Annotated in this window: 22 protein-coding genes and 1 pseudogene; 13 read left to right on the top strand and 10 right to left on the bottom strand. The window is 65.1% G+C overall.

What is annotated here, in order from left to right; all coding sequences use genetic code 11:
- Positions 1 to 55 precede the first annotated feature (55 nt).
- The 3 genes from PO768_RS10070 to PO768_RS10060 form a co-directional block, all read right to left on the bottom strand.
- The gene (locus PO768_RS10070; protein WP_272645955.1) at positions 56 to 1,426 is read right to left on the bottom strand and encodes a DUF6880 family protein; all 1,371 of its coding nucleotides are present in this window, start codon (positions 1,424 to 1,426) and stop codon (positions 56 to 58) included.
- A gap of 216 nt (positions 1,427 to 1,642) precedes the next feature.
- On the bottom strand, positions 1,643 to 1,972 hold the full coding sequence (locus PO768_RS10065) for a HepT-like ribonuclease domain-containing protein (RefSeq protein WP_272645954.1): 330 nt from the start codon (positions 1,970 to 1,972) through the stop codon (positions 1,643 to 1,645).
- 23 nt (positions 1,973 to 1,995) lie between these two features.
- Complete coding sequence (locus tag PO768_RS10060) at positions 1,996 to 2,280, bottom strand: nucleotidyltransferase family protein (RefSeq protein WP_272645953.1); 285 nt, start codon at positions 2,278 to 2,280, stop codon at positions 1,996 to 1,998.
- Positions 2,281 to 2,802: 522 nt separating this feature from the next.
- Here PO768_RS10060 and PO768_RS10055 point away from each other — a divergent pair.
- The 3 genes from PO768_RS10055 to PO768_RS10045 all read left to right on the top strand — a co-directional run bounded on the left by PO768_RS10055 (position 2,803) and on the right by PO768_RS10045 (position 5,921).
- Positions 2,803 to 3,621, top strand: coding sequence for a spondin domain-containing protein (locus PO768_RS10055; RefSeq protein WP_272645952.1), 819 nt, complete (start codon positions 2,803 to 2,805; stop codon positions 3,619 to 3,621).
- Positions 3,622 to 3,687: 66 nt separating this feature from the next.
- Positions 3,688 to 4,392, top strand: a complete 705-nt coding sequence (locus PO768_RS10050) for a response regulator transcription factor (RefSeq protein ID WP_272645951.1) — start codon at positions 3,688 to 3,690, stop codon at positions 4,390 to 4,392.
- Positions 4,389 to 5,921, top strand: coding sequence for a sensor histidine kinase (locus tag PO768_RS10045; protein WP_272645950.1), 1,533 nt, complete (start codon positions 4,389 to 4,391; stop codon positions 5,919 to 5,921). Before PO768_RS10050 ends, PO768_RS10045 begins: the two co-directional genes overlap by 4 nt.
- Before the next feature lie 127 nt (positions 5,922 to 6,048).
- On the opposite strand, the gene PO768_RS10040 is transcribed toward PO768_RS10045, so the two are convergent.
- A complete protein-coding gene (locus PO768_RS10040) occupies positions 6,049 to 6,609 on the bottom strand; it encodes a peroxiredoxin-like family protein (protein WP_272645949.1) in 561 nt (186 codons plus the stop codon).
- Positions 6,610 to 6,702: 93 nt separating this feature from the next.
- On the opposite strand from PO768_RS10040, the gene PO768_RS10035 reads away from it, so the two are divergent.
- Positions 6,703 to 7,539: an AraC family transcriptional regulator gene (locus tag PO768_RS10035; protein WP_272645948.1), complete on the top strand. Its 837-nt coding sequence runs from the start codon at positions 6,703 to 6,705 to the stop codon at positions 7,537 to 7,539.
- 85 nt (positions 7,540 to 7,624) lie between these two features.
- Here the strand turns inward: PO768_RS10035 and PO768_RS10030 are convergent, their stop codons facing one another.
- Together PO768_RS10030 and PO768_RS10025 are read right to left on the bottom strand one after the other, a co-directional pair.
- On the bottom strand, positions 7,625 to 8,359 hold the full coding sequence (locus tag PO768_RS10030) for a cytochrome c biogenesis CcdA family protein (RefSeq protein WP_272645947.1): 735 nt from the start codon (positions 8,357 to 8,359) through the stop codon (positions 7,625 to 7,627).
- Positions 8,360 to 8,372: 13 nt separating this feature from the next.
- The gene (locus tag PO768_RS10025; protein WP_272645946.1) at positions 8,373 to 8,753 is read right to left on the bottom strand and encodes a thioredoxin family protein; all 381 of its coding nucleotides are present in this window, start codon (positions 8,751 to 8,753) and stop codon (positions 8,373 to 8,375) included.
- A gap of 231 nt (positions 8,754 to 8,984) precedes the next feature.
- On the opposite strand from PO768_RS10025, the gene PO768_RS10020 reads away from it, so the two are divergent.
- From PO768_RS10020 to PO768_RS10005, 4 genes are all read left to right on the top strand, one after another.
- Positions 8,985 to 9,599, top strand: a complete 615-nt coding sequence (locus tag PO768_RS10020; protein ID WP_272645945.1) for a DUF7482 domain-containing protein — start codon at positions 8,985 to 8,987, stop codon at positions 9,597 to 9,599.
- Between the two features lie 244 nt (positions 9,600 to 9,843).
- Positions 9,844 to 10,143 carry a hypothetical protein gene (locus PO768_RS10015; protein ID WP_272645944.1) on the top strand — a complete coding sequence of 100 codons (300 nt, stop codon included), beginning with the start codon at positions 9,844 to 9,846 and terminating at the stop codon, positions 10,141 to 10,143.
- A 17-nt stretch (positions 10,144 to 10,160) separates the two neighbouring features.
- Entirely contained in the window at positions 10,161 to 10,607 is a 447-nt protein-coding gene (locus PO768_RS10010) for a hypothetical protein (RefSeq protein ID WP_272645943.1), read from the top strand.
- A gap of 259 nt (positions 10,608 to 10,866) precedes the next feature.
- The gene (locus PO768_RS10005; protein WP_272645942.1) at positions 10,867 to 11,481 is read left to right on the top strand and encodes a hypothetical protein; all 615 of its coding nucleotides are present in this window, start codon (positions 10,867 to 10,869) and stop codon (positions 11,479 to 11,481) included.
- A 70-nt stretch (positions 11,482 to 11,551) separates the two neighbouring features.
- Here PO768_RS10005 and PO768_RS10000 read toward each other — a convergent pair whose 3' ends face one another.
- From PO768_RS10000 to PO768_RS09990, 3 genes and pseudogenes are all read right to left on the bottom strand, one after another.
- Positions 11,552 to 11,797, bottom strand: a complete 246-nt coding sequence (locus PO768_RS10000) for a hypothetical protein (protein ID WP_272645941.1) — start codon at positions 11,795 to 11,797, stop codon at positions 11,552 to 11,554.
- A 95-nt stretch (positions 11,798 to 11,892) separates the two neighbouring features.
- Positions 11,893 to 12,264 (bottom strand): annotated as a pseudogene (locus PO768_RS09995) (DUF6880 family protein); the annotation flags it as partial.
- Between the two features lie 15 nt (positions 12,265 to 12,279).
- Positions 12,280 to 12,456 (bottom strand): hypothetical protein, encoded by a 177-nt coding sequence (locus PO768_RS09990; RefSeq protein WP_272645939.1) that lies wholly within the window; start codon positions 12,454 to 12,456, stop codon positions 12,280 to 12,282.
- Between the two features lie 276 nt (positions 12,457 to 12,732).
- Between PO768_RS09990 and tnpA the strand changes: the two genes are divergently transcribed.
- The 4 genes from tnpA to PO768_RS09970 all read left to right on the top strand — a co-directional run bounded on the left by tnpA (position 12,733) and on the right by PO768_RS09970 (position 15,694).
- Positions 12,733 to 13,137, top strand: coding sequence for an IS66-like element accessory protein TnpA (tnpA, locus tag PO768_RS09985; RefSeq protein WP_272645938.1), 405 nt, complete (start codon positions 12,733 to 12,735; stop codon positions 13,135 to 13,137).
- Positions 13,134 to 13,481 carry an IS66 family insertion sequence element accessory protein TnpB gene (gene tnpB, locus PO768_RS09980; protein WP_272645937.1) on the top strand — a complete coding sequence of 116 codons (348 nt, stop codon included), beginning with the start codon at positions 13,134 to 13,136 and terminating at the stop codon, positions 13,479 to 13,481. The genes tnpA and tnpB overlap by 4 nt, the downstream gene beginning before the upstream one ends.
- Positions 13,482 to 13,546: 65 nt before the next feature.
- A complete protein-coding gene (gene tnpC / locus PO768_RS09975; protein ID WP_272645936.1) occupies positions 13,547 to 15,130 on the top strand; it encodes an IS66 family transposase in 1,584 nt (527 codons plus the stop codon).
- Between the two features lie 36 nt (positions 15,131 to 15,166).
- Entirely contained in the window at positions 15,167 to 15,694 is a 528-nt protein-coding gene (locus PO768_RS09970; RefSeq protein ID WP_266009268.1) for a hypothetical protein, read from the top strand.
- A 418-nt stretch (positions 15,695 to 16,112) separates the two neighbouring features.
- Here PO768_RS09970 and PO768_RS09965 read toward each other — a convergent pair whose 3' ends face one another.
- Positions 16,113 to 17,657, bottom strand: a complete 1,545-nt coding sequence (locus tag PO768_RS09965) for a Fic family protein (RefSeq protein WP_272645935.1) — start codon at positions 17,655 to 17,657, stop codon at positions 16,113 to 16,115.
- A gap of 653 nt (positions 17,658 to 18,310) precedes the next feature.
- Here PO768_RS09965 and PO768_RS09960 point away from each other — a divergent pair.
- Positions 18,311 to 18,677: PAS domain-containing protein (locus PO768_RS09960; RefSeq protein ID WP_272645934.1), on the top strand; the 367-nt coding region annotated here is incomplete at its 3' end.

The following is an 18,677-nucleotide window of genomic DNA, read 5'->3' as shown; positions in this document are numbered from 1 at the left end:
CAGTTGGTCGAACAACGCAGACGCAACGACCACCACCAGCGCCGCAGTAAGGTGCTCAGGCGCCTCCGACCAGGGACCAGAACGCAGTCTTGCGCCCATGCTTGCTCCGGAGCTGGGCCAGGAAGTCTTCATGCGGCGGCAATGGCGCAAGATCCGTGGGGGCCATCAGTTGCAGGCGCTCCAGGTACCGAGCAGCATGACCATAGGCCCGCGCATTGGCGCGCTCCAGGATGTTGAGCAGCAAGGCCCGGTAGATGGCCGTTGCTGCCTTGAGTCGTCCGCCCTCGGCCAGCTTCTTCGCTAGCGTCGGCAGCATGAAATAGTCCGCCCCGTCGATGGCCGCTGCCAGGTCGACCAGCACAGCTTCGGCGTCAGCCTCGCGATGAAGCTCGACAAGAATCTGTGCAGCCAGGCCTGGATTCGGCAAAGTCAAGGCAACATGCCCTGCGCGCTCCATCGACGCGACCTGCTGCTGAGGCGGCAACTCGTCGAGCCACAGGCGCAAGGCCTCGATCGACGGTGACTTCTCAAAGAGCGCTTGCCGCAGAGGATGGCTGAGTTCGGCGTTGCCGAGTTGGCCGTGGGCTTGCGCCAGGAGGCGCTGCCGGCGGTCGTCCAGATGGCCCCAGCTGCCTTCCAGCCACTTCATTGCGTCTTCTGGTCGGTCGGCCTCCAGGTAGGCCCGGACGATCGCCTCCTTCTGCATCGGGTTCGGGTCCGGCCGATAGCTCAGGATGGCGCGGACCTTGACGTCCGGATCCTTGAGCGCCTCCCCGATCAGAGACAGGGCAGCCGACACCTTGATGACTTCGTAAGGCAGTTGGCTCGCGCCCCGATGCTCGGCGACCAGCAGGGCCATCTTCCCCTCCAACTCCGCAACCAGCTCGCGCATGCCCTGCTCAGAGAGCAGCAGGTTTGCCTCTCGGAACAGGCCCTCGCGGGCGCCGTAGGCATCGGCGTTTGCCAGCTTCAGCAGACGCTCACGCAGCCCGGCCTCTGGGGCTTCGCACCGCGCGGCTGTATCCAGCCAGTACCTGCAGGCACTGCGAACGGCATCACCGATATCGCCACCGGAATCGTCGGCGCTCTCGAAGAAGGACTCGTCGGCCTCGATGAATGCCTCGAACACATCCAGGGCTGCGGCGGGATCCTTCGGCGCAAGTTCCCGGGCGACCTGATCCAGCCATAGCTCCAGCTTGGCGGCGAATGCACGGACAGACTTGTAGTCGTGGTATCGCTGCGAACGGCGCCAGCCGGCCAGCGTCTTCTTGAACGCGGCCGCGAGCTTGCTGGGGCTGTCGCAGAGTTGTAGGCGCTGAAGGCGCTTGTGCACGTCCGGATGGTCGTTCGCAAGCTCCAGAAGAATGGCCGCGAGCGTTGTCGCGTGCTGGCGGCGCAGGAAGGTGGCGAGATTTTCTGTGGGCATGTGCCGTCAGCCTACCGGAAGTTGGGGGGCGGGGCTTGCTGGGTTTAAACGGGCCGGTGCATGCACAGCTGTGCTTGGCAACGACTGGACGCGAACGGACCCATGGCGCTCAGGGCGAACGGGTACTGAGGCCCCATGTAGACGCTGCCGTCGACGGATTCACATCCGCCAAGCAGTCGCACACGAACACGTCACCTCGGGTCCAGGTCAGCCACTTCAATGCTGATGATTTGTGCGGGCAATCATGCGGTCGATGGCGATCACGAGCGGCGGCAAGTCCTGCGCGACAACAAGCCACACGGCCGCAACATCTATACCGAGGTACCCATGCACGATCACGTTGCGAAAGCCGGCCAGTTCACGCCACGGAACCTGCGGCTCCGTCGCCTTGAGCTCGCCGGACAGGCGCTGGCTCGACTCAGTGAGCGTCTGCAGATTGCGTATCACCGCGTCTTGAATCAAACGCGATGTCTCGAACCGAGTCATGTCTCCGCCGGTGTATTCGCGGACGCGCTCAATGCATTCCCGCATGTGTGCCAGCAGCACGCGGTCGCTGTCTGACCCTGGCGTCACAACGCGACCGCATCCGCGACCACTCGGTCGCGCAGCGCAGGATGGAGGCTTGTTTCAGTCACAACGTCCACCTGACGGCCCAGCAACTCCTGAGCGTCCAGCAACAACCCGCCCAAAGCAAGGGCGCTCGTGCCAGGGGCTAAGGTCACCAGCAAATCGACATCGCTGTCATCGCGTGCCTCATCCCGAGCCATAGACCCAAAGACGCGAACACTCGTGATGCCGCGGCGATGGGCCAGCGACAAAAGCTGTTCGCGGTGGGACTCGATCAGCGCATGCATATGCCAAGTGTAGCGGCGAGCGCTCCTCGCCGAAATATCAGGGGCCAAAACAACGCCTGCCGGAGCAGCCATTGGCCAGCCGAGATCAAGCGCGGCGCGGCACTGGGAGCCAAGATCGGTCTCGATGAGCCATCTGGGAGTCGCTGGCGATGCTGTCGGAGCCACTGGCGCAGCGTCGCCAAGCGGCGGCCGAGCGGCTGATCTACTTCCTACCCAGTTCAATCCGCCCTGCATGCGCCTGGACCGCCAGGTCGTGCAAGCCGGCCACCGCCCGCGCGAAGCCTTCGCTATCGCCGGTCTTGTACTGACCGCTGACACGCAGATCAATGTGACAGGCCAGCGGCCACTCAGGCGCGAGGGCCTCAGCCGTGATCGCTGCGGAGTCACCCCGACGCAGCCGAAACTTCCCGTGACGGTGAACTCCCAATGAAACCTGTGTGACCTCGCCTTCCTAGGATCGTGAATGCGAGTTCGATACGCGCATCTCGCTCCCCAACCACAGTCTTGCCAGGAGTTCTCCCCATGACCCAATGCCTCTCAGTTATCTCCCGCACCGCCGTGGGCGCTGCCACCCTGCTGGGGCTGTGTGCACCCACGCATGCCGCCGTCATCGATGTGACGGTCACGGTGCAGAACATGGCACCCGTCGACAGCATCAGCTTCGCACCGCTGCACGTCGGCTTCAACAACGGCAGCTTCGACGCCTTCAACCTCGGTGGCGTGGCCACCACACCGATCATCTCCGTGGCGGAAGGCGGTGCGGGCGGCGCCTGGCAGGCGGCGTTTGCCGCCGCCGACCCCACTGCAACGCGGGGCACCATCGGCGGCCTGTTGCTGCCGGGTGCCACCAGCAGCCTGACCTTCCGCGTGGACACCACGCTCAACCCGTTCTTCACCTTCGGTTCCATGGTGGTGCCGAGCAATGACTTCTTCATCGGCAACGACAGCCCCACCGAGTACCGGCTTTTCGACGCTGGCGGCAACTTGAACCTCTCCACCATCGGCATCAAGGCCAACGAGATATGGGATGCCGGCTCGGAGGTCTTCGACCCGGCTGCTGCGGCTTTCGTCGGCAGCAACGACCTGCGCCGTGACCAGAACTCGGTGGTGGCTTTCAACTTCGCGGAGTTCGCGGCCTTCAACGGCCTGACCACCGGCGCCGGCTACTCCTTCAACAGCGCCTTGACGGCCGACAGCGATGTGTACCGCATCACGTTTGGCGTGTCGGCCGTGCCCGAGCCCGGCAGCTACGCGCTGATGGCAGCGGGACTGATGGCCGTGGGTTTTGTTGCGCGTCGCCGGCGCGTCGGCACGCAGCAGCTTGGCACGGCCGCGGCCTGAAGCTCTGAGCTGGTCTCTCTGTTCCAATGAAATGCCGGCGTCGCATACAGGCGGCGCCGGCCGCCCATGAACGAACACCTCTTGCTGGTCGAAGACGACGATGCCATCGCAGTGGCCCTGCGCCTTCATCTTGAAGACGCGGGCTACCGCCTGCACCGCGAAGCCAACGGCCGGCACGCGATGGCCGCCATCGACCGGCAGCGCTGGGACCTGGTGCTGCTCGACCTGATGCTGCCCGGCGCCGATGGCTGGGAAGTCTGTCGCCACCTGCGCGCCCGGCATGCCGATGTGCCAGTGATCATGCTCAGTGCACGCTCTGCCGAAGCGCATCGCGTGCTCGGGCTGGAACTGGGTGCCGACGATTACGTCGCCAAGCCCTTCTCCATGCTGGAACTGGTCGCTCGCATCCGGGCGCTGTTGCGGCGCATCGAGCAGATGCGCTCGACAACCGCATCAAAGCAGGAATTCAGCTTCGGGCCCTTTCGCCTGGACACGGTGCGACGCGAGTTGCTGCGTGACGGCAGCACGGTGCCCTTGACCTTGCGCGAGTTCGATCTGCTGCACTTCCTGTTGAAGCACCCGGGCCGCCCTTTCAGCCGCGGAGAACTGCTGCAACGCGTCTGGGGCGAAGGCTTTGACGGTTACGAGCACACCGTCAATTCCCACATCAACCGGCTGCGCAGTCGCATCGAAGAAGACCCGCGCGACCCCAAGCGCGTGGTCACCGTGTGGGGCGTGGGCTACCGTTTTGATCTGCAGTCCGCACCATGAGTCCCAACCTACCCTTCACCAACCGGTCCTTCACCACTCGTTCGTTCACCACACGTCTATCGCTGGTCCTGGCCCTGCTGTTGCTGGCCTACGGCGCTTTCGTGGCGCTGCTCGGGCGGCAGGTGGCAGCCGAACAGGAGCAGGAGTCCTTGCAGCGTCTGTCGCATGGGCTGGCCAAGCACATCGTCGGTCACTGGCCCGAGATCGCCTCGCCCAACCGCGACGAGGCCGAACGCACGGCGCGTGGGGCTCTGCTGTCCATGCTGATGGCCGTGAACCCAGGCGTGCAGGTGTACCTGCTGGATGCGGATGGCCGTGTGCAGCACTACATCGGCGAACCCGGCATGGTGCGGCAGGAACAGATGGATCTAGCCGCCATCCGCGCGTTTCTGGCCGGTGCTGCGCTACCGCTGCGCGGTACTGACCCGATGGGGTCGGGCGTGCCGCGCATCTTCAGCGCGGCGATGTTTCCGGTGCGCGCAGGCGATGTGCGCCCCCCGGGTTACCTGTACGTCATTCTGGACAGCCCGGCGCGCGACGCGGTGGCGGCGCAGGTTGGTGCCGACCGGGTGTGGAGGGGTGCCGCGATCGCCGCCGGCACGGGCCTGCTGGTGACCTTCGGGCTGGGGCTGTTCACCTTCCGCCGCCTGACGCGGCCGCTGCACAGTCTGGCCCAGGGTCTGCGCGACTACAGCCGGCGCGTCCCTGGGGCTGAACCTGGCGACGGCTTGGCAGCAGGCGCGTCGACACGCCCGGTGGGCGACGAGGTGCAAGCCCTTGCCGATGCCTTCGCCGACATGACGCACCGCATCGAGTCGCAGGCCGAGCGCGAGCAGCGCCAAGTGGCCGACCACCGCGAAATGATGGCCAGCGTGGCGCACGACCTGCGCACGCCGCTGACTGCGCTGCACGGTCACCTGGAAGCCCTGGCCGGTGAGACCGCACCCGACGCCGTGCGCCGCGGGGCCGTGCTGCAGGCGGCGCTGGCGCAAAGCCGCAAGGTCAGCCGGCTGTCGCAGCAGTTGTTTGAGCTGGCCGCGCTGCAGTCCACCGAACAGGTGCTGCACCGCGAACGCTTCAGCCTGGACGAAGTGGTGACAGATGCGGTGCAGAAGTTCGAACTCAGCGATGTGCAGCCCTCGGTCATGCTGCATGGCGTGCCACCGGGCCGGCTGGAACTCGATGGCGACCTGCAACTGATCGAGCGGGCCTTGACGAACCTGATCGACAACGCCGTGCGTCACGCCCTGGGGAGCCATCCCGTGCGTGTGAGCCTGCGACGCGAAGGCGCGCAGGCCGAGATCGTGGTCGAAGACGGCGGGCCCGGGCTGCCGGGCGAGCTGCACCATCGGCTAGATCAGGGCCTTTCGCTGCGTGACCCACCCATCAAGCGCAGCAGCGGTGGCATTGGCGGCTTGGGGCTGGCTATCGCACAGCGCGTGGCCGTGCTGCACGGCGGCAGCCTGCGGCCGCTGCCTGCGCCAGGGGGAGGTACGCGGCTGTGCCTGGCGCTGCCGCTGGTGGCTTGAGCCGCAGCGAAGCGCTGGGCACCGGGCAGGTTCGCCGATGGCGATGCTCGCGCGGCCTGCAAGCCAGCTGCGCCCTACGCGGCCAGCAGTGTCTTGAGCAGGGCCGGCCGAAATGGGCGAAGCATGCTCAAACCGCGCCGATGTATTCGCCCCGCGCCGGGTAGTTCTTCTCCAGGGTGAAGTCGAGTGCCGCCAAGAGTTCGTCGAAATGCGGCCGCGCGAAGGGCATGGTTTGCGCCGCGCCGTAGTACAGCGTGCCGTCCGGCCGCACGATGAACACACCGGGTTCGGAAAACAGCGCCGGCTCCTCGATGCCGATGGACGTGGTGCCGCGCGAGGTGCTGATGAACAGGCCCCATTCGCGCGCCTTGGCCAGGCTCAGGTCGTAGCCCATGCGCAGATCAGGCGCCTTCAGCTTATCGGCCATGGCCTGCGCGCGTTCGCGCCCGTCGCTCGAGATGGCGACCACCTTGATGCCGCGCTTTTCGAACTCGGGCTGCAGTCGGCCGAGTTCCAGCAGGTACTTCAGGCAGATCGGGCAATGCAGGCCGCGATAGAACACGACCAGCGTGAAGTTCGTTGCCATGTCGTCGCTGAGCGTGAAGTCGCCGTGGTCCAAGGTCGGCACCTGCAAGGGCGGCACGGCCTGGCGCGGGATCAGCGGGGACAGCAGTGACGGGTTCGACATATCAGTTCTCCAGGTTCAGGGGATCACGGCAATGTAGAGCCTCGGATGAGATGATTGGCAGCACTTCATCTCCATCACTCAACCATTCATCTCATGTCTGACCGTCTATCGGCCTTGCTCCAGCGTTTCGAGCTGCGTGCCCGCGTGTTCTATAGCGGCGCGCTGTGCGGCATTGCGAACTTCGACGGCGGCGCAGGCATCGGCCATCTGCACCTGGTCCGGCGTGGGCCGCTGGGTGTGACGGACTCGCTGGGGCGGCACAGCGTCGTCAGCGAGCCCAGCGTGTTGTTCTTCCCGCGTGACGGGGCGCACCGGCTGGACGGTGGCGAGCGCGAGGGCGCGGATGTCGTCTGTGCGTCGATCGACTTCGGTGCCGGTGACGAAAACCCGCTGCTGCGCGGGCTTCCGGCATTGCTGAGCGTGTCGCTGGCCGAGTCGCCGGGGCTGGATCTCGCCCAGCAACTGCTGTTCAGCGAGGCGCAGGCCAGCCGCTGCGGGCACGGCGCCGTCGTGGACCGATTGACCGAGGTGCTGGTGATCCAGCTCCTTCGCCATGCCATGGCACATCAGATGGTGGATGGTGGCGTGATGGCCGGCCTGGCCGACCCCCGCCTGGCCAAGACCATCAGCGCGCTGCACGCCGACCCGGCGCGAACCTGGAACCTGGACGCGATGGCCGGGCTGGCCGGCATGTCGCGGGCGCGCTTTGCCGCGCACTTCACCCGGACGGTGGGCATCCCACCCGGGGACTACCTGACCGGCTGGCGGCTCGGCCTGGCCCGCACGCTGCTGCGCAAGGGGCTGGCGGTGAAGCAGGTGGCCGCCGAGGTGGGCTACGCCAGCCCGGGTGCCTTCGGGCGCGTCTTCCTGCAGCGCATCGGCTCGACACCCACCGATTGGCAGCAAAGCGACGCGGCAGCAGGGCCTTGAAGGCGCTCTCAAGGAAACGCCGGGCCGCCCCAAGTTTCCTCGGCAGCTGGGTGGCGGGCTCGGCGCCACCCGGCCCTGGGGGCACTCAGATGCCGATCGTCAGGTTCACCCAGGCATCAGGCAGCCAAGCCAATACCCTCGCTTCCACCCACTTGTCGGCGCCGGTGAGGACGGCAATGCCCATGCCGCCCAGCAGCACGGCAAAGCCACGGCGCACGCCCTCGATGCGCGCCATGATCCAGTCGCGTGCACGCACGAAGCCGCTGCGCGAGGCGTAGGCCACCGCCACCAGCGGAATCGCTGCACCCAGGCCGAACAGCGCCAGCACCACACCACCCCGCAGCGCGCCGCCTTCGCTGGCCACCAGCGTCAGCGCCGAGCCCAGCAGCGGCCCCGAGCATGGGCTCCACACCAGGCCAAGCACGCCCCCCAGCGCCGCAGCACTGAGCAAGGAGCCGCCGTCGAGCCGGCTAGAGGCAGCGTTGGCCGCGCTGGCGATGGGCAGCATCCATTGCGCGAAGCGGTCACCCAGTGCGGGCACCAGCATCACCAGCGCAAAGGCGATCAACATCGCCGCCCCGGCCACGCGGATGGTGTCGGCGTCAATGCCCAGCGCCGGCCCGAGCGCGCCGAGCACCACGCCGATGCCGGCGAATGACAGCATCATCCCCAGTCCCATCGCCACCGGGGCGAAACGGTGGCCCTGAACCGCGCCACCCAGCACCAGCGGCAGTAGCGGAAACACACAAGGCGAGAGCGTCGTCAGTCCACCCGCGGCCACACTCAGGCCCAGTTGCGGCAGCGTCAGCGCAAGAGACATCGTGCTGGCCCGATCAAAGCGCCGTCTTCAACGCGGCGCGCAAGCCTGCCGCAGTGGTGTCACTGATGCTGCGGCTGGTCTCCTTCTGCCCGCGCAACACCACCAGCGTGGACTGGCTGCGGACGGCGAACTGTTTCTTCAGATCCTTCTCGGTGTCGTAGTTCACCGCCAGCACGGTCAGGTCCAGGCCCGGTTCGGACTTCATCGCCTCAAGCTGTTTGTCCTGAGCGCGGCAGGTCGGGCACCAGTCGGCGCGGAAGAGCAGCGCCACGGGCTTGTCGGCCTTCTGGGCTTCAGCCAAGGCGGCCGCCGAGTAGGGCTTGACGTCGAGCGCATGGGAGGACGCGGCAGCGCAGAACAGTGCAGCGGCAGTGATTAGTTGAACAAGTTTCATGGTCTTCCTTGGGGTTGAGGGGATGCGGTCGGGCTGCGTTCAATACAGGCCGTTTGGTGTTCGTCGTCAGCCCCGGCCTGCGCCTTACATCGGGTGCTGTGATTGTCGGGATCGGGAACTTGGCCAGTGATCCGATCGCCTCAGATTGCACGCGATTCGTCTCGTCTGCGCACGCCAAGCTTCGGCCACTCGACAATGCGAACTTCCCGACCCGCAAGAGAGAGCGCAAACATGGCCAAGCAAGTGAACACCACACGCCCTGTACCCGCAGCATCCATCGCCCGGCCGATGCTGCGCAATTTGCAGTTGGCGCTGGCAAGCCTGCCCCTGCTGCTGGCCTGCGCCTGCACCACGGCGCCGCCGCTGGCTGGCACTGGCCAGGCCTCGCTGCCGGTGCTGCGTGGCTGGTTCGAAGGGGAGGAGGTGTTCTACATCACCACCGACGTCTCGCACGCCGACGTGGCCCAGGCCAAGGGCGCGAACTTCGCGCCGCGGCTTGCCGATGCCTTGCCCGTAGGCCCATCGGTGCCGGGCCGTCGATCTTCGGTCGACAAGGTCTATGCCGTCACCAACTTCAAGCAGGAGAGCATCTTTGCTTCCGCGCCTTTCCCGATGGGCTCGGCGAATCGCGACATTGCCTACAGTCCGCTCTGGCAGATGGTCAAGGTCACCTGGGCCGCTGGCAAAACCCCGCAGACCCTGAAGTCTGAAGAAGCCGTGCTGGCCGCCGTCGACAGTGGTGCGGTGACGCTGGAGCCGACAAGCGTGGTTTTGAACTGCCCCATCGTGCACCGCGGCCCCAAGGGCGCGCTGCCCGGTGTGTCGCTGATTCAACCGGTGCGCTGAGCACCGCGGCGGAACAAGCCTCTTCTTTCGCGGCGCCGCGAACTTGCTCTGGTTCACTGCTGCGCTGACGCCGGGCAGGTTTCCGACAAACCTAAACTGGGGCGGTCGCATAGGTTGGACGGAGCTACCTGAAGCCGCCAAGAGTCTCGAGTGTCGGTCGTATATGCAGCCGTCTGACGGGACGGTGCACATGCGCAATTGACGCCAAACCCGGACGCCGAGTACGACACCTGACCAACACCCTATGTACGTCACCGACCTCACACACTTTCTGGACAAGTCGGGCGCGATCGGCCCTGTCAAAGGTCCAGCGCGCGCCATGGCGCAATTCAATGTTGATGTGGTCGCCCATGCCTCCGACGTGACGCCGAAGGCCTGTCCCGCGCCGAGGTGCTTCAAGTGCAAGAAGGGTGCGATCGAAGCGGTCCGGGCCAACGACGACGCCATCGTGTGGCGTTGCCCAATATGCGGCACCGAAGGACGTATTTCGAACTGGCAGGGCAGCTTCTGGGACCTGCGCGGCCGCCCACATGCCCCTGGCTAACTTGAACGGTGGATGCGATGGGACTGTCATCGAGATTGTTTCTGCTTTCCGCTGATGACGAGCTGCACGCGCTAGCCGGCACCGCCTTCATGCGAATGCTCCGGCGTGAAGACGTCGCTCGTGTGCCCCAGTTTGCCGGACAGCGCGTTCGCCAGGCCAGCGTCGTCGTCGAAGTGGTCGACGGCACGCCGTCGCGAATGGTGCACTGGACTTTCTCCGTTCTCGACTTCGACACTGACGGTTTGTTGGATGTCGAACGTCTGAACACCCAGCAACTCGCCCGTATGGACGCCCAGTTCGAACCTTCAAGACCCGCAGCGGATACGGGTGGCACCTTCGTCGACGCGGCGAGTCGCTTTGTCGCCCGAGGTGGCTCCTGGGCGCCCGACGAACGCCTCCTGCGTCGCATCGAGGCTGCCGCGCTGAGGCAAGTGTCGTGTCCGAAGGTTCGGATTGTTCGATGAGCCCCGCTGCATGGGTGAAGGCGGCCTGGCCTGTTGAGTGGGCTTGCTGAGCTACATGCCTGCACATTGGAGACTTACGTTCGACCGGTTCGACCGGTCTGACCGTGAACGACAGCTTCACCGCTGCGTCCCTTCAAACCATTTCCGGCCGCGCAAGCACAACACGTCTTCGAAGTCTTGCCCGGCCGGCCGTTGGCGGCGCGGCCTGTGATCGCTACCATCCCTACATATGCCGGGCCGGCATGTTCGAGGAGACTCCATGAGCGAGTTAATCATCAACCGCAGGCACGTCGGCGCCGGGATGGCGGCGCTAGCGGCCGGTGTCGCGACTGCACAGCCGGACGAGCGACCCAAGCTCCCGCCGCCCGAAGCGTTCGGCGACCTTCACACAAAGATGGTTGACGGTGTGGTGCGCACCGCCGGACGTAACGAGAACACGCTGGACTCGCCGCCCGGTCTCCGCAAGCTGATCGCCTATTTGGTCGAGTACAAGGTGCTAACCCGGGACGAGGCGAATGCGATCAATGAGGCGATCGCGGAGCTTGACGCGGTGGTCAACAGGAAGAAGCCACTCAGCGCGGCGCTGGACAGGATTAGCGCCATTGCCGACAAGGTGGGAAAGACTGCGGGCGCGATGGCCAAGGGCGTCATGTCGATTCTCGTGGCTAGCGTCAAGTACGCCTCCAACTTGGGCGCCAAACTCACCGACGGCGAAAAGGCCAATATAGTGCTGAAGGACCTTTCTGGATGCATGGCCGGCGGCGTTGCCGCATTGCTGGCGGGGCACCCGGAGCTGGTCTTGCTGGCAGTGCTATTTACCGCCGGTGGATTGTCAGCGGCTGCTGTCGGGGATGCATTAGCAACGAAGAAGTAGCGATCAGGATTGCCCTCACACGGCCGCGCCCGATAGCCTCGAGCTCCCCCAGCCTCCCGGAGTTCCGTGCCTATTTCGGCGCCAACTCCAGCCGATCCGCATGCTCTTGCACCGCCAAGCCGTGCAAGTTGGCCACCGCCTGCGCAAAACCGGCGCTGTCGCCCGTTTTGAACAGACCGCTGACCCGCAGATCCGCCGCGCGAGCGTCCACCGAGACCGGTGTCTGGCTGTAGCGATTCATCTCGGCCACGGCCTCAAGCAGCGACGCGTTGTCGAAGACGGCCTCGCCACGCTTCCAGGCCAGCACCTGGTCCATGCGCGGCCGGTCCCTCTGGGGCTGTGCTGCCGCCGCCGTGGGGTCTCCACCCGCGCCTTGATCGCCTCGCACGCGCAGCCGCTCGCCGGCCGCCATCACGATGGGCGACACGATCTTGGGCGTTTGCCCTGCTCGGAGAGCAGCAGGTGGGCCTCTCGGAACAGGCCCTCGCGGGCGCCGTAGGCATCAGCGTTTGCCAGCTTCAGCAGACGCTCACGCAGCGCGGCCTCTGGGGCTTCGCACCGCGCGGCTGTCTCCAGCCAGTACCTGCAGGCACTGCGAACGGCGTCACCGATATCGCCACCGGAATCGTCGGCGCTCTCGAAGAAGGACTCGTCGGCCTCGATGAATGCCTCGAACACATCCAGGGCTGCGGCGGGATCCTTCGGCGCCAGTTCCCGGGCGACCTGATCCAGCCATAGCTCCAGCTTGGCGGCGAATGCACGGACTGACGTGTAGTCGTGGTATTGCTGCGAACGGCGCTAGCCGGCCAGCGTCTTCTTGAACGCAGCCGCGAGCTTGCTGGGGCTGTCGCAGAGTTGTAGGCGCTGAAGGCGCTTGTGTACGTCCGGATGGTCGTTCGCAAGCTCCAGAAGAATGTCCGCGAGCGTTGACGCGTGCTGGCGTCGCAGGAAGGTGGCGAGATTTTCTGTGGGCATGTGCCGTCAGCCTACCGGAGCTTGAGGCGAGGCTTGCTGGGTTTCAACGGGCCGGTAGACAGCAGTGCCTGGCAACGACTGGCCGAGAGCGGCCCATGGGACTCAGGGCGAACGGGCGCTGAGGCCCCATGTAGACGCTGCCGTGGACGGATTCACATCCGCCAAGCAATCGTAAGCGTGGCCCCAAGGCCCCATTGCGCCGGAGTCAGCCCATGAGCACGATCAGGTGACGGCGCCCACGCTTGGATGTGTGCGCGTAACCCGATAGATGCACACATGAACAAGCGAGTCAGCAAGCCCCAAGACATTCGGCGCCGGCATGCCGAAGAGTTCAAGCAATCGCTGGTGCAACGCACCCTGGAGCCCGGCGCATCGGTGGCAGCGATTGCGCAGCAAGCCGGCGTCAATGCCAACTTGCTGTTCAACTGGCGGCGACTGCACCTGCAAGCCCAGCCACCGAACACTTGCGACAACGATCCCCCGGTTCTGCTGCCTGTCACTGTGGTGGCTGCAGAGGATCCAGGTGCGGCCTGCGTGCCGACGCCCTCGGGCCCGCCACCACGCACCGCACCGGCGGGCACCATCGAGATCGACATCAATGGCGCTCGCGTCCGCCTGCGCGGCACGGTCGACGAGGCCAGCCTCAGCACTGTGCTGCGCGCGTTGGCCAGCGTCCCATGATCGGACTTCCTTCAGGCACCCGCGTGTGGATCGTGGCCGGCCACACCGACATGCGCAAGGGCTTCGATGGCCTGGCAGCGCTGGTACAGACCGCACTGGCGGAGAACCCGTTCAAGGGCCACGTGTTCGTCTTCCGAGGCCGGCGCGGCGACATCATCAAGGTGCAGTGGTTTGACGGCCAGGGCCTGATGCTGCTGGCCAAGCGGCTGGAGCGCGGGCGCTTCGTCTGGCCGCAAGCCACGTCGGGCAGCGTGTCGCTGACACCGGCACAGTTGTCGATGCTGCTGGAGGGCATCGACTGGCGCATGCCGGTGAGAACGCACCATCCGGAACTGGCTGCATAGCGAGTCGGTGGCGAGCTCTGCGGGGCAGTACCAATGGTCAAGGGAGAGCCCCTATCTCAGACTCGATGCCTGTGTCGACGCCCACCCATCCGACCCCCACGATCGACTCGCTGCTGCGGGTCATTGAGGCTCGCGACTCCGAGGTAGCGCTGCTCAAGTTGATGGTCGACAAGTTCAAGCTGCAACTGCTGCGCCGCGTGCGCTCCGAGTTTGGCACCTCCAGCGAGCAACTCGACGCCCAGATCAACCCGATTGACATCGGCACGACGCCAGCACCGCTTGCAGCCGTTGCACCCGTCAAGACCAATGCGGCGAACGCACCCGAGATCGACCGCAGTCTGCCGGCCCACCTGCCGCGCGAAGCGCAAATCCACCGGCCCGACACCACTGCCGCACACCATGACACCGCAGGCCAGCGCTGCGGCTGCTCAGCCTGCGGCGGCCGTCTGCGCCAGATCGGGCAGGACGTCTCCGAGCAACTCGAGTACGTGCCCTCGCACTTCAAGGTGATCCGCCACGTGCGGCCCAAGCTGGCCTGCGTGAGCTGCCAGTCGATCTTCCAGGCCGCAGCGCCGAGTCGTCCTATTGCGCGCGGCATCGCCGGGCCCGGGCTGATCGCCCATGTGATGGTGTCCAAATACTGCGACCACATTCCCCTGTACCGGCAGAGCGGTATCTACGCCCGCGACGGCGTCGAGATCGACCGATCCACCATGGCCGGCTGGGTCGACCGCGGCGATCAGCTGCTCGACCCACTGGTGGCTGCACTCGGACGCTACACGCTGGCCGGATCCAAGGTGCACGCGGACGACACGCCGGTGCCCGTGCTCAGCCCCGGGCTGGGCAAGACCAAGACCGGGCGGCTGTGGGTGTACGTGCGCGACGACCGGCCGGCAGGATCGAAGGACGCGCCGGCGGCCTGGTATCAATACTCACCCGACCGTAAGGGCGAGCATCCTCAAGCCCACCTCAAGAACTACCGTGGCATCCTGCAGGCCGATGCCTACGGCGGCTGGATCAAGCTCTACGACTCAGGCAAGGTCACCGAGGCCGCTTGCTGGGCTCACGCGAGACGGCCCTGGTGGGATCTGTATCTGAGCACAGGCAAGGCCGAGGACTCCATTGCCGCCCAGGCACTGCGGCGCATCGCGGCGCTGTACGCGGTGGAGAAGGACATTCGAGGCCAGCCGCCCGATGTGCGCCAATCCCAGCGCCAGGCGCGTGCTGGTCCGCTGCTCGACGAGATGCATGCCTGGCTGAGCAGCCTGGTCGGGCGTGTGTCGGCCAAGTCCGAGCTCGCCCAGGCCATCGGCTACAGCCTGGTGCGCTGGCAGGCGCTGACGCGCTACCGCGACGACGGGCGCATCGAGATGGACAACAACGCGGCCGAGCGCGCCCTGCGCGGCGTAGCCCTGGGAAGAGGCAACTTCCTGTTCATGGGGTCAGACGCGGGCGGCGAGCGCGCGGCAGCAATCTACAGCCTGGTGGAGACGGCCAAGCTCAATGGCTTGGATCCGGAAGGCTACCTGCGCGAAGTGCTGGGCCGCATCGCTGATCATCCGGTCAACCGCATCGACGAATTGCTGCCGTGGAACATCGAGCGGCACGACAACGAGCAAGGACAGACAGCCCGCGCCCTAGTCGCTTGAGAACGGCGCCGCGCTGTGGCATCAGAGGAATCAGGCGTGAACTCGCAAGTCAACGACCCCCACATGATCGACGCTCTGCAGGCGGCATCGAGCCTGCAGCTCTACCAGCTCAAAGCCATCATCGAAGGCATGCTGGCCGATCCGCGGCGCGGCCTGGCAGCCCGCGCGAGTCTGCATCTCGGTCAGCCCGTGCGCTTCGTCGACTTCCGGGACGGACAGATGCGCAGCGGCAAGATCATCGCCTTCAAGGACACCCAGGCCACCGTGCTCGAACATGGCACGAAGCGAACCTGGAAGATCCCCTGCGTGTCGATGCAGGGCTACACCGAAGCTGAGCGGCAGGACGAGCAAGCGGCGTACGTGCCGCCGCCCGAACCCGCCACCGCGACGACCAAGACCCGCGAGTTCCAGAAAGGGGACACCGTGACGTTCGAGGACCGCGACGGTCGCAACATCACGGGCGTGGCCGTGCGTATCAACCAGCGGACCGCTACGATCGGCACGGGTGACGGCGGGAGTTGGCGTGTGCCGTTCCACATGCTGCGCCACGTGCTCGACATCTGACCCCTGCCAAGTTCAACACGCTGCTCGAGTCAATGGGGCCTTGGGGCCACGCTTACAAGCAATCGCACAAGCTCAGCTCAGCTCGGACCTAGGTCAGTCGCTTCAATGCTGGCGATTGGTGCGGGCAGCTTCGACGTGCTCATCAAGAGGTCCTCGTCCTCCAGGGTCTTCCCGACTTCCAGGACCTCGCGGAGCCAGTACCGCCGCTTGCTAGTGGCGTGCCAGGTGTTGCCCGCATCGTCGGCGAGCTTGACCGGGCACGTGGCCAAAGAGCGGGTCGGCCGTCGGGCCATGGTGGACGATCTCCTTGCGGAGCCATCTGGAACGGCTGTTGACAATGCGAACGACCTCACCGAGGAATTCGGTCTGTTTTAGTCCATCGAAATCCGGCGCCCTCACTTCACGTCTTATCGGGTGCTCATTCAATGATTGGCACAGGCTCGCGGTCCTCGAACGTGGACTGCACGGCCTCGACGACGCGCAGGGCCAGTGCCTTCTCTTCCAGTCGGGGGTACTCCTTTGCGAGTTTGCCTGACACTCGCCAGCCGCTCTCCTTGATCGAGCGGATCATGCGCACCGCGTCCGCGTCGGGCATCTCCAGCACAGCTTTGATGCGCTGCTGCGCCAGCTGAAATCGGACGAGGGTCCGCGCCTCGTCCGCCATCTCGTGCTGGATCGTGTGGGCCACGAGTCGTGCCGTGTAAATCACATGCTCCGTGAGATCCGGATAGCGCCAGGCATGGTTGGCGTTCTCATAGGCATCGAATATGAGGTTCGAACGCATCCCGTCCTCGTAGGTGCGCATCTCCCCGAATCGATACGCTGTGGCGTATCGCCGCATGAAAGGACGCGAGAACACCTCAAGAACCGAGTCGTACCCGTGCCCAAACTCGCGCACGCCGGTGATGGTGGCCGAGATCGGAACGATCACACCAGACGGAATGGCGTTGTCGCGCTGCAGCGTATCGCTGATGAGGAAGCGGTGGATGCGACCGTTGCCGTCGCTCATGGGGTGGATATAGACAAAGCCAAATGCCAGAGCCGCCGCCCGCGCCAGCGCCTCCCTGCCCCGGGTTGCCTGCTCGAACACGCGCAGCCCCTCCAGCATGGCGGGGAGTTGCGAGAAGTGGGGACCGATGTAGTGGACGATGTCATCGCGTATCGTGGCCTGGCCGACGAACACAGGCGACTGACGTAGACCGAGGCGAAGCGCGTCGTCGCCGAGAATGCCCCGCTGTAGCAGGGTGAGGCTGCCGCTGTCGAGCGGTTCTTCCAGCTTGCCGCTGTGCTCCGCCATGACGTGGGCGTACCGCTTGATTCGGTCGGTCTCGTCGGCCTCGTGCTCGATCAGGAAGCTCGCACGCGACTCCTTGAGCGATAGCCATGCCGCCGCGCGCATCAGGACATCTGCCCCGAACTGGCGATCCAGTTCGGTGATCGCGCCATGGGGGTCAAACTCGAGTGCCTGGCCTAGAGCCTGGCTACGCCGGATCAGAGGGCAGAAAGCCGGCGAACCCGGCAGATTGTTATTGATCCGCCAGCGCCGCTCGCGAACGGCTTGGGTGCGTGTCATGTAGGCGTCGCCGGCCACCGCGTCAACATAGGTACCCCCTGCCAGATCTGGCACGTCCAGTCGTTGCCCCGTGAGCCATTCATAGAAGAACCCCGCGCGGCGAGCGTACTGCCCGAAAGGCTCCGCCTTGCACCACTGTTCGAGTGGAGCCGGCCCGCAGGCAGCGAACAGGCGCGAGAAAAATTCGAAGTGGATCTCCTCGTACTTCAAACCGAACTCGAAATGCCCGGCAAAGGTGTCGGCAGGTCTGTAGACGTTTGGATACTGGCGCTGAATTCGCTGCGGAGACTCCCTCTCCGAACGTGTCGTGCCAATGACCGACTCCACCCGCAAGGGCTGAACCAACACGATGCCGAATTGGGCCTCCAGAGCTTTGAAACCGATCTGCACGTTACAAAAATCCTCTCATACGCCAAGAAAAACGATGCCAATTCCCGCAGTTGGTCAAAAAACGCGACTGACAACATCGTTACACAAATTGGCTTGTGATAGAAGAAAAACGATGACAAATACAATGAAAATGAAAAAAACGATCTTGCTCACAAACACGAGCGGCTTTCTAAAATCCATAGATGCGACATCCGCGCCATCGCCGCTGATCTGATCGGCGATGCAGGGATAGCGCGGCCCGCCTGCTCGGACTATTCACACTGGCAGCAAACCTCACCCGATGGCACAGGATCGTGACGTCACCATCGCCAGCGCGTTCTCGCCCGTGAACTAACGGGGCACCATACCGAGTGTGACCGTATCAGCGCGCCCGTGGCCGTAAGGGGTCGCAGGCGTGTGCCTCGAGCTTTGTAGTCCGCCCGGCCGAATAGAAGATGCTCACAAGGTGCTCACACGTAAAACATGAGCACCTTGAGCGTCCGGCGATCCCTTCTTGGCGGCCGGCTCCTGGAGTCGGTGCCTGTTGATCTCGTCGTGATCGTAGAAGCGGCCGACTGCGCGATCGAGTCGTCGCACTAGTCTCCGCGAAAAACTCCCGTGTTCCAGCAGCAGCCCGCCGCTATGCTTGCGCGTCGCATCCAGCCCCCTCCCCCATGCACCCTAGCGAATCCAACGGCGCCGTCTACCGGACCCTGCTTGAATCCACCCGTGCCCTCCCATGGAAGATCGACTGGGCGACCTTGACCGTCCGCTCTATCGGCCCGGAGATCGTAGCCCTGCTCGGCTGGGCGCCCTCGACTTGGGTCAGCGTCAATGACTGGGCCTCGCGCATGCATCCGGACGACCGCGAGCGCGTCGTCAACTTCTGCGTCTCGCAGTCGCAGGCAGGCGTGGACCACGAGGCCGACTACCGGGCGCTGACCGCCAGCGGCGAGTACGTGTGGATCCGCGACGTCGTGCATGTGGTGCGCGACGAGCACGGGGCTGTGGACTCGCTGATTGGCTTCATGTTCGACATCA

The sequence above is a fragment of the Paucibacter sp. XJ19-41 genome, from assembly GCF_028462495.1.
Taxonomy (GTDB): Bacteria; Pseudomonadota; Gammaproteobacteria; order Burkholderiales; family Burkholderiaceae_C; genus Roseateles_E.
Note: the sequence above shows the minus strand (reverse complement) of the source record. Positions and strands in the feature narration are given on the sequence as shown.

Coding starts and splice junctions, on each gene's coding strand:
- PO768_RS10055 (WP_272645952.1), top strand. CDS start 2,803: ATGACCCAATGCCTCTCAGTTATCTCCCGCACCGCCGTGGGCGCTGCC.
- tnpC (WP_272645936.1), top strand. CDS start 13,547: ATGCCTGTGTCGACGCCCACCCATCCGACCCCCACGATCGACTCGCTG.
- PO768_RS10035 (WP_272645948.1), top strand. CDS start 6,703: ATGTCTGACCGTCTATCGGCCTTGCTCCAGCGTTTCGAGCTGCGTGCC.
- PO768_RS10020 (WP_272645945.1), top strand. CDS start 8,985: ATGGCCAAGCAAGTGAACACCACACGCCCTGTACCCGCAGCATCCATC.
- PO768_RS10015 (WP_272645944.1), top strand. CDS start 9,844: ATGTACGTCACCGACCTCACACACTTTCTGGACAAGTCGGGCGCGATC.
- PO768_RS09990 (WP_272645939.1), bottom strand. CDS start 12,456: ATGCCCACAGAAAATCTCGCCACCTTCCTGCGACGCCAGCACGCGTCA.
- PO768_RS10060 (WP_272645953.1), bottom strand. CDS start 2,280: ATGCATGCGCTGATCGAGTCCCACCGCGAACAGCTTTTGTCGCTGGCC.
- tnpA (WP_272645938.1), top strand. CDS start 12,733: ATGAACAAGCGAGTCAGCAAGCCCCAAGACATTCGGCGCCGGCATGCC.
- PO768_RS10070 (WP_272645955.1), bottom strand. CDS start 1,426: ATGCCCACAGAAAATCTCGCCACCTTCCTGCGCCGCCAGCACGCGACA.
- PO768_RS10030 (WP_272645947.1), bottom strand. CDS start 8,359: ATGTCTCTTGCGCTGACGCTGCCGCAACTGGGCCTGAGTGTGGCCGCG.
- PO768_RS10040 (WP_272645949.1), bottom strand. CDS start 6,609: ATGTCGAACCCGTCACTGCTGTCCCCGCTGATCCCGCGCCAGGCCGTG.
- PO768_RS10025 (WP_272645946.1), bottom strand. CDS start 8,753: ATGAAACTTGTTCAACTAATCACTGCCGCTGCACTGTTCTGCGCTGCC.
- PO768_RS10010 (WP_272645943.1), top strand. CDS start 10,161: ATGGGACTGTCATCGAGATTGTTTCTGCTTTCCGCTGATGACGAGCTG.
- PO768_RS10000 (WP_272645941.1), bottom strand. CDS start 11,797: ATGGACCAGGTGCTGGCCTGGAAGCGTGGCGAGGCCGTCTTCGACAAC.
- tnpB (WP_272645937.1), top strand. CDS start 13,134: ATGATCGGACTTCCTTCAGGCACCCGCGTGTGGATCGTGGCCGGCCAC.
- PO768_RS10005 (WP_272645942.1), top strand. CDS start 10,867: ATGAGCGAGTTAATCATCAACCGCAGGCACGTCGGCGCCGGGATGGCG.
- PO768_RS10050 (WP_272645951.1), top strand. CDS start 3,688: ATGAACGAACACCTCTTGCTGGTCGAAGACGACGATGCCATCGCAGTG.
- PO768_RS10045 (WP_272645950.1), top strand. CDS start 4,389: ATGAGTCCCAACCTACCCTTCACCAACCGGTCCTTCACCACTCGTTCG.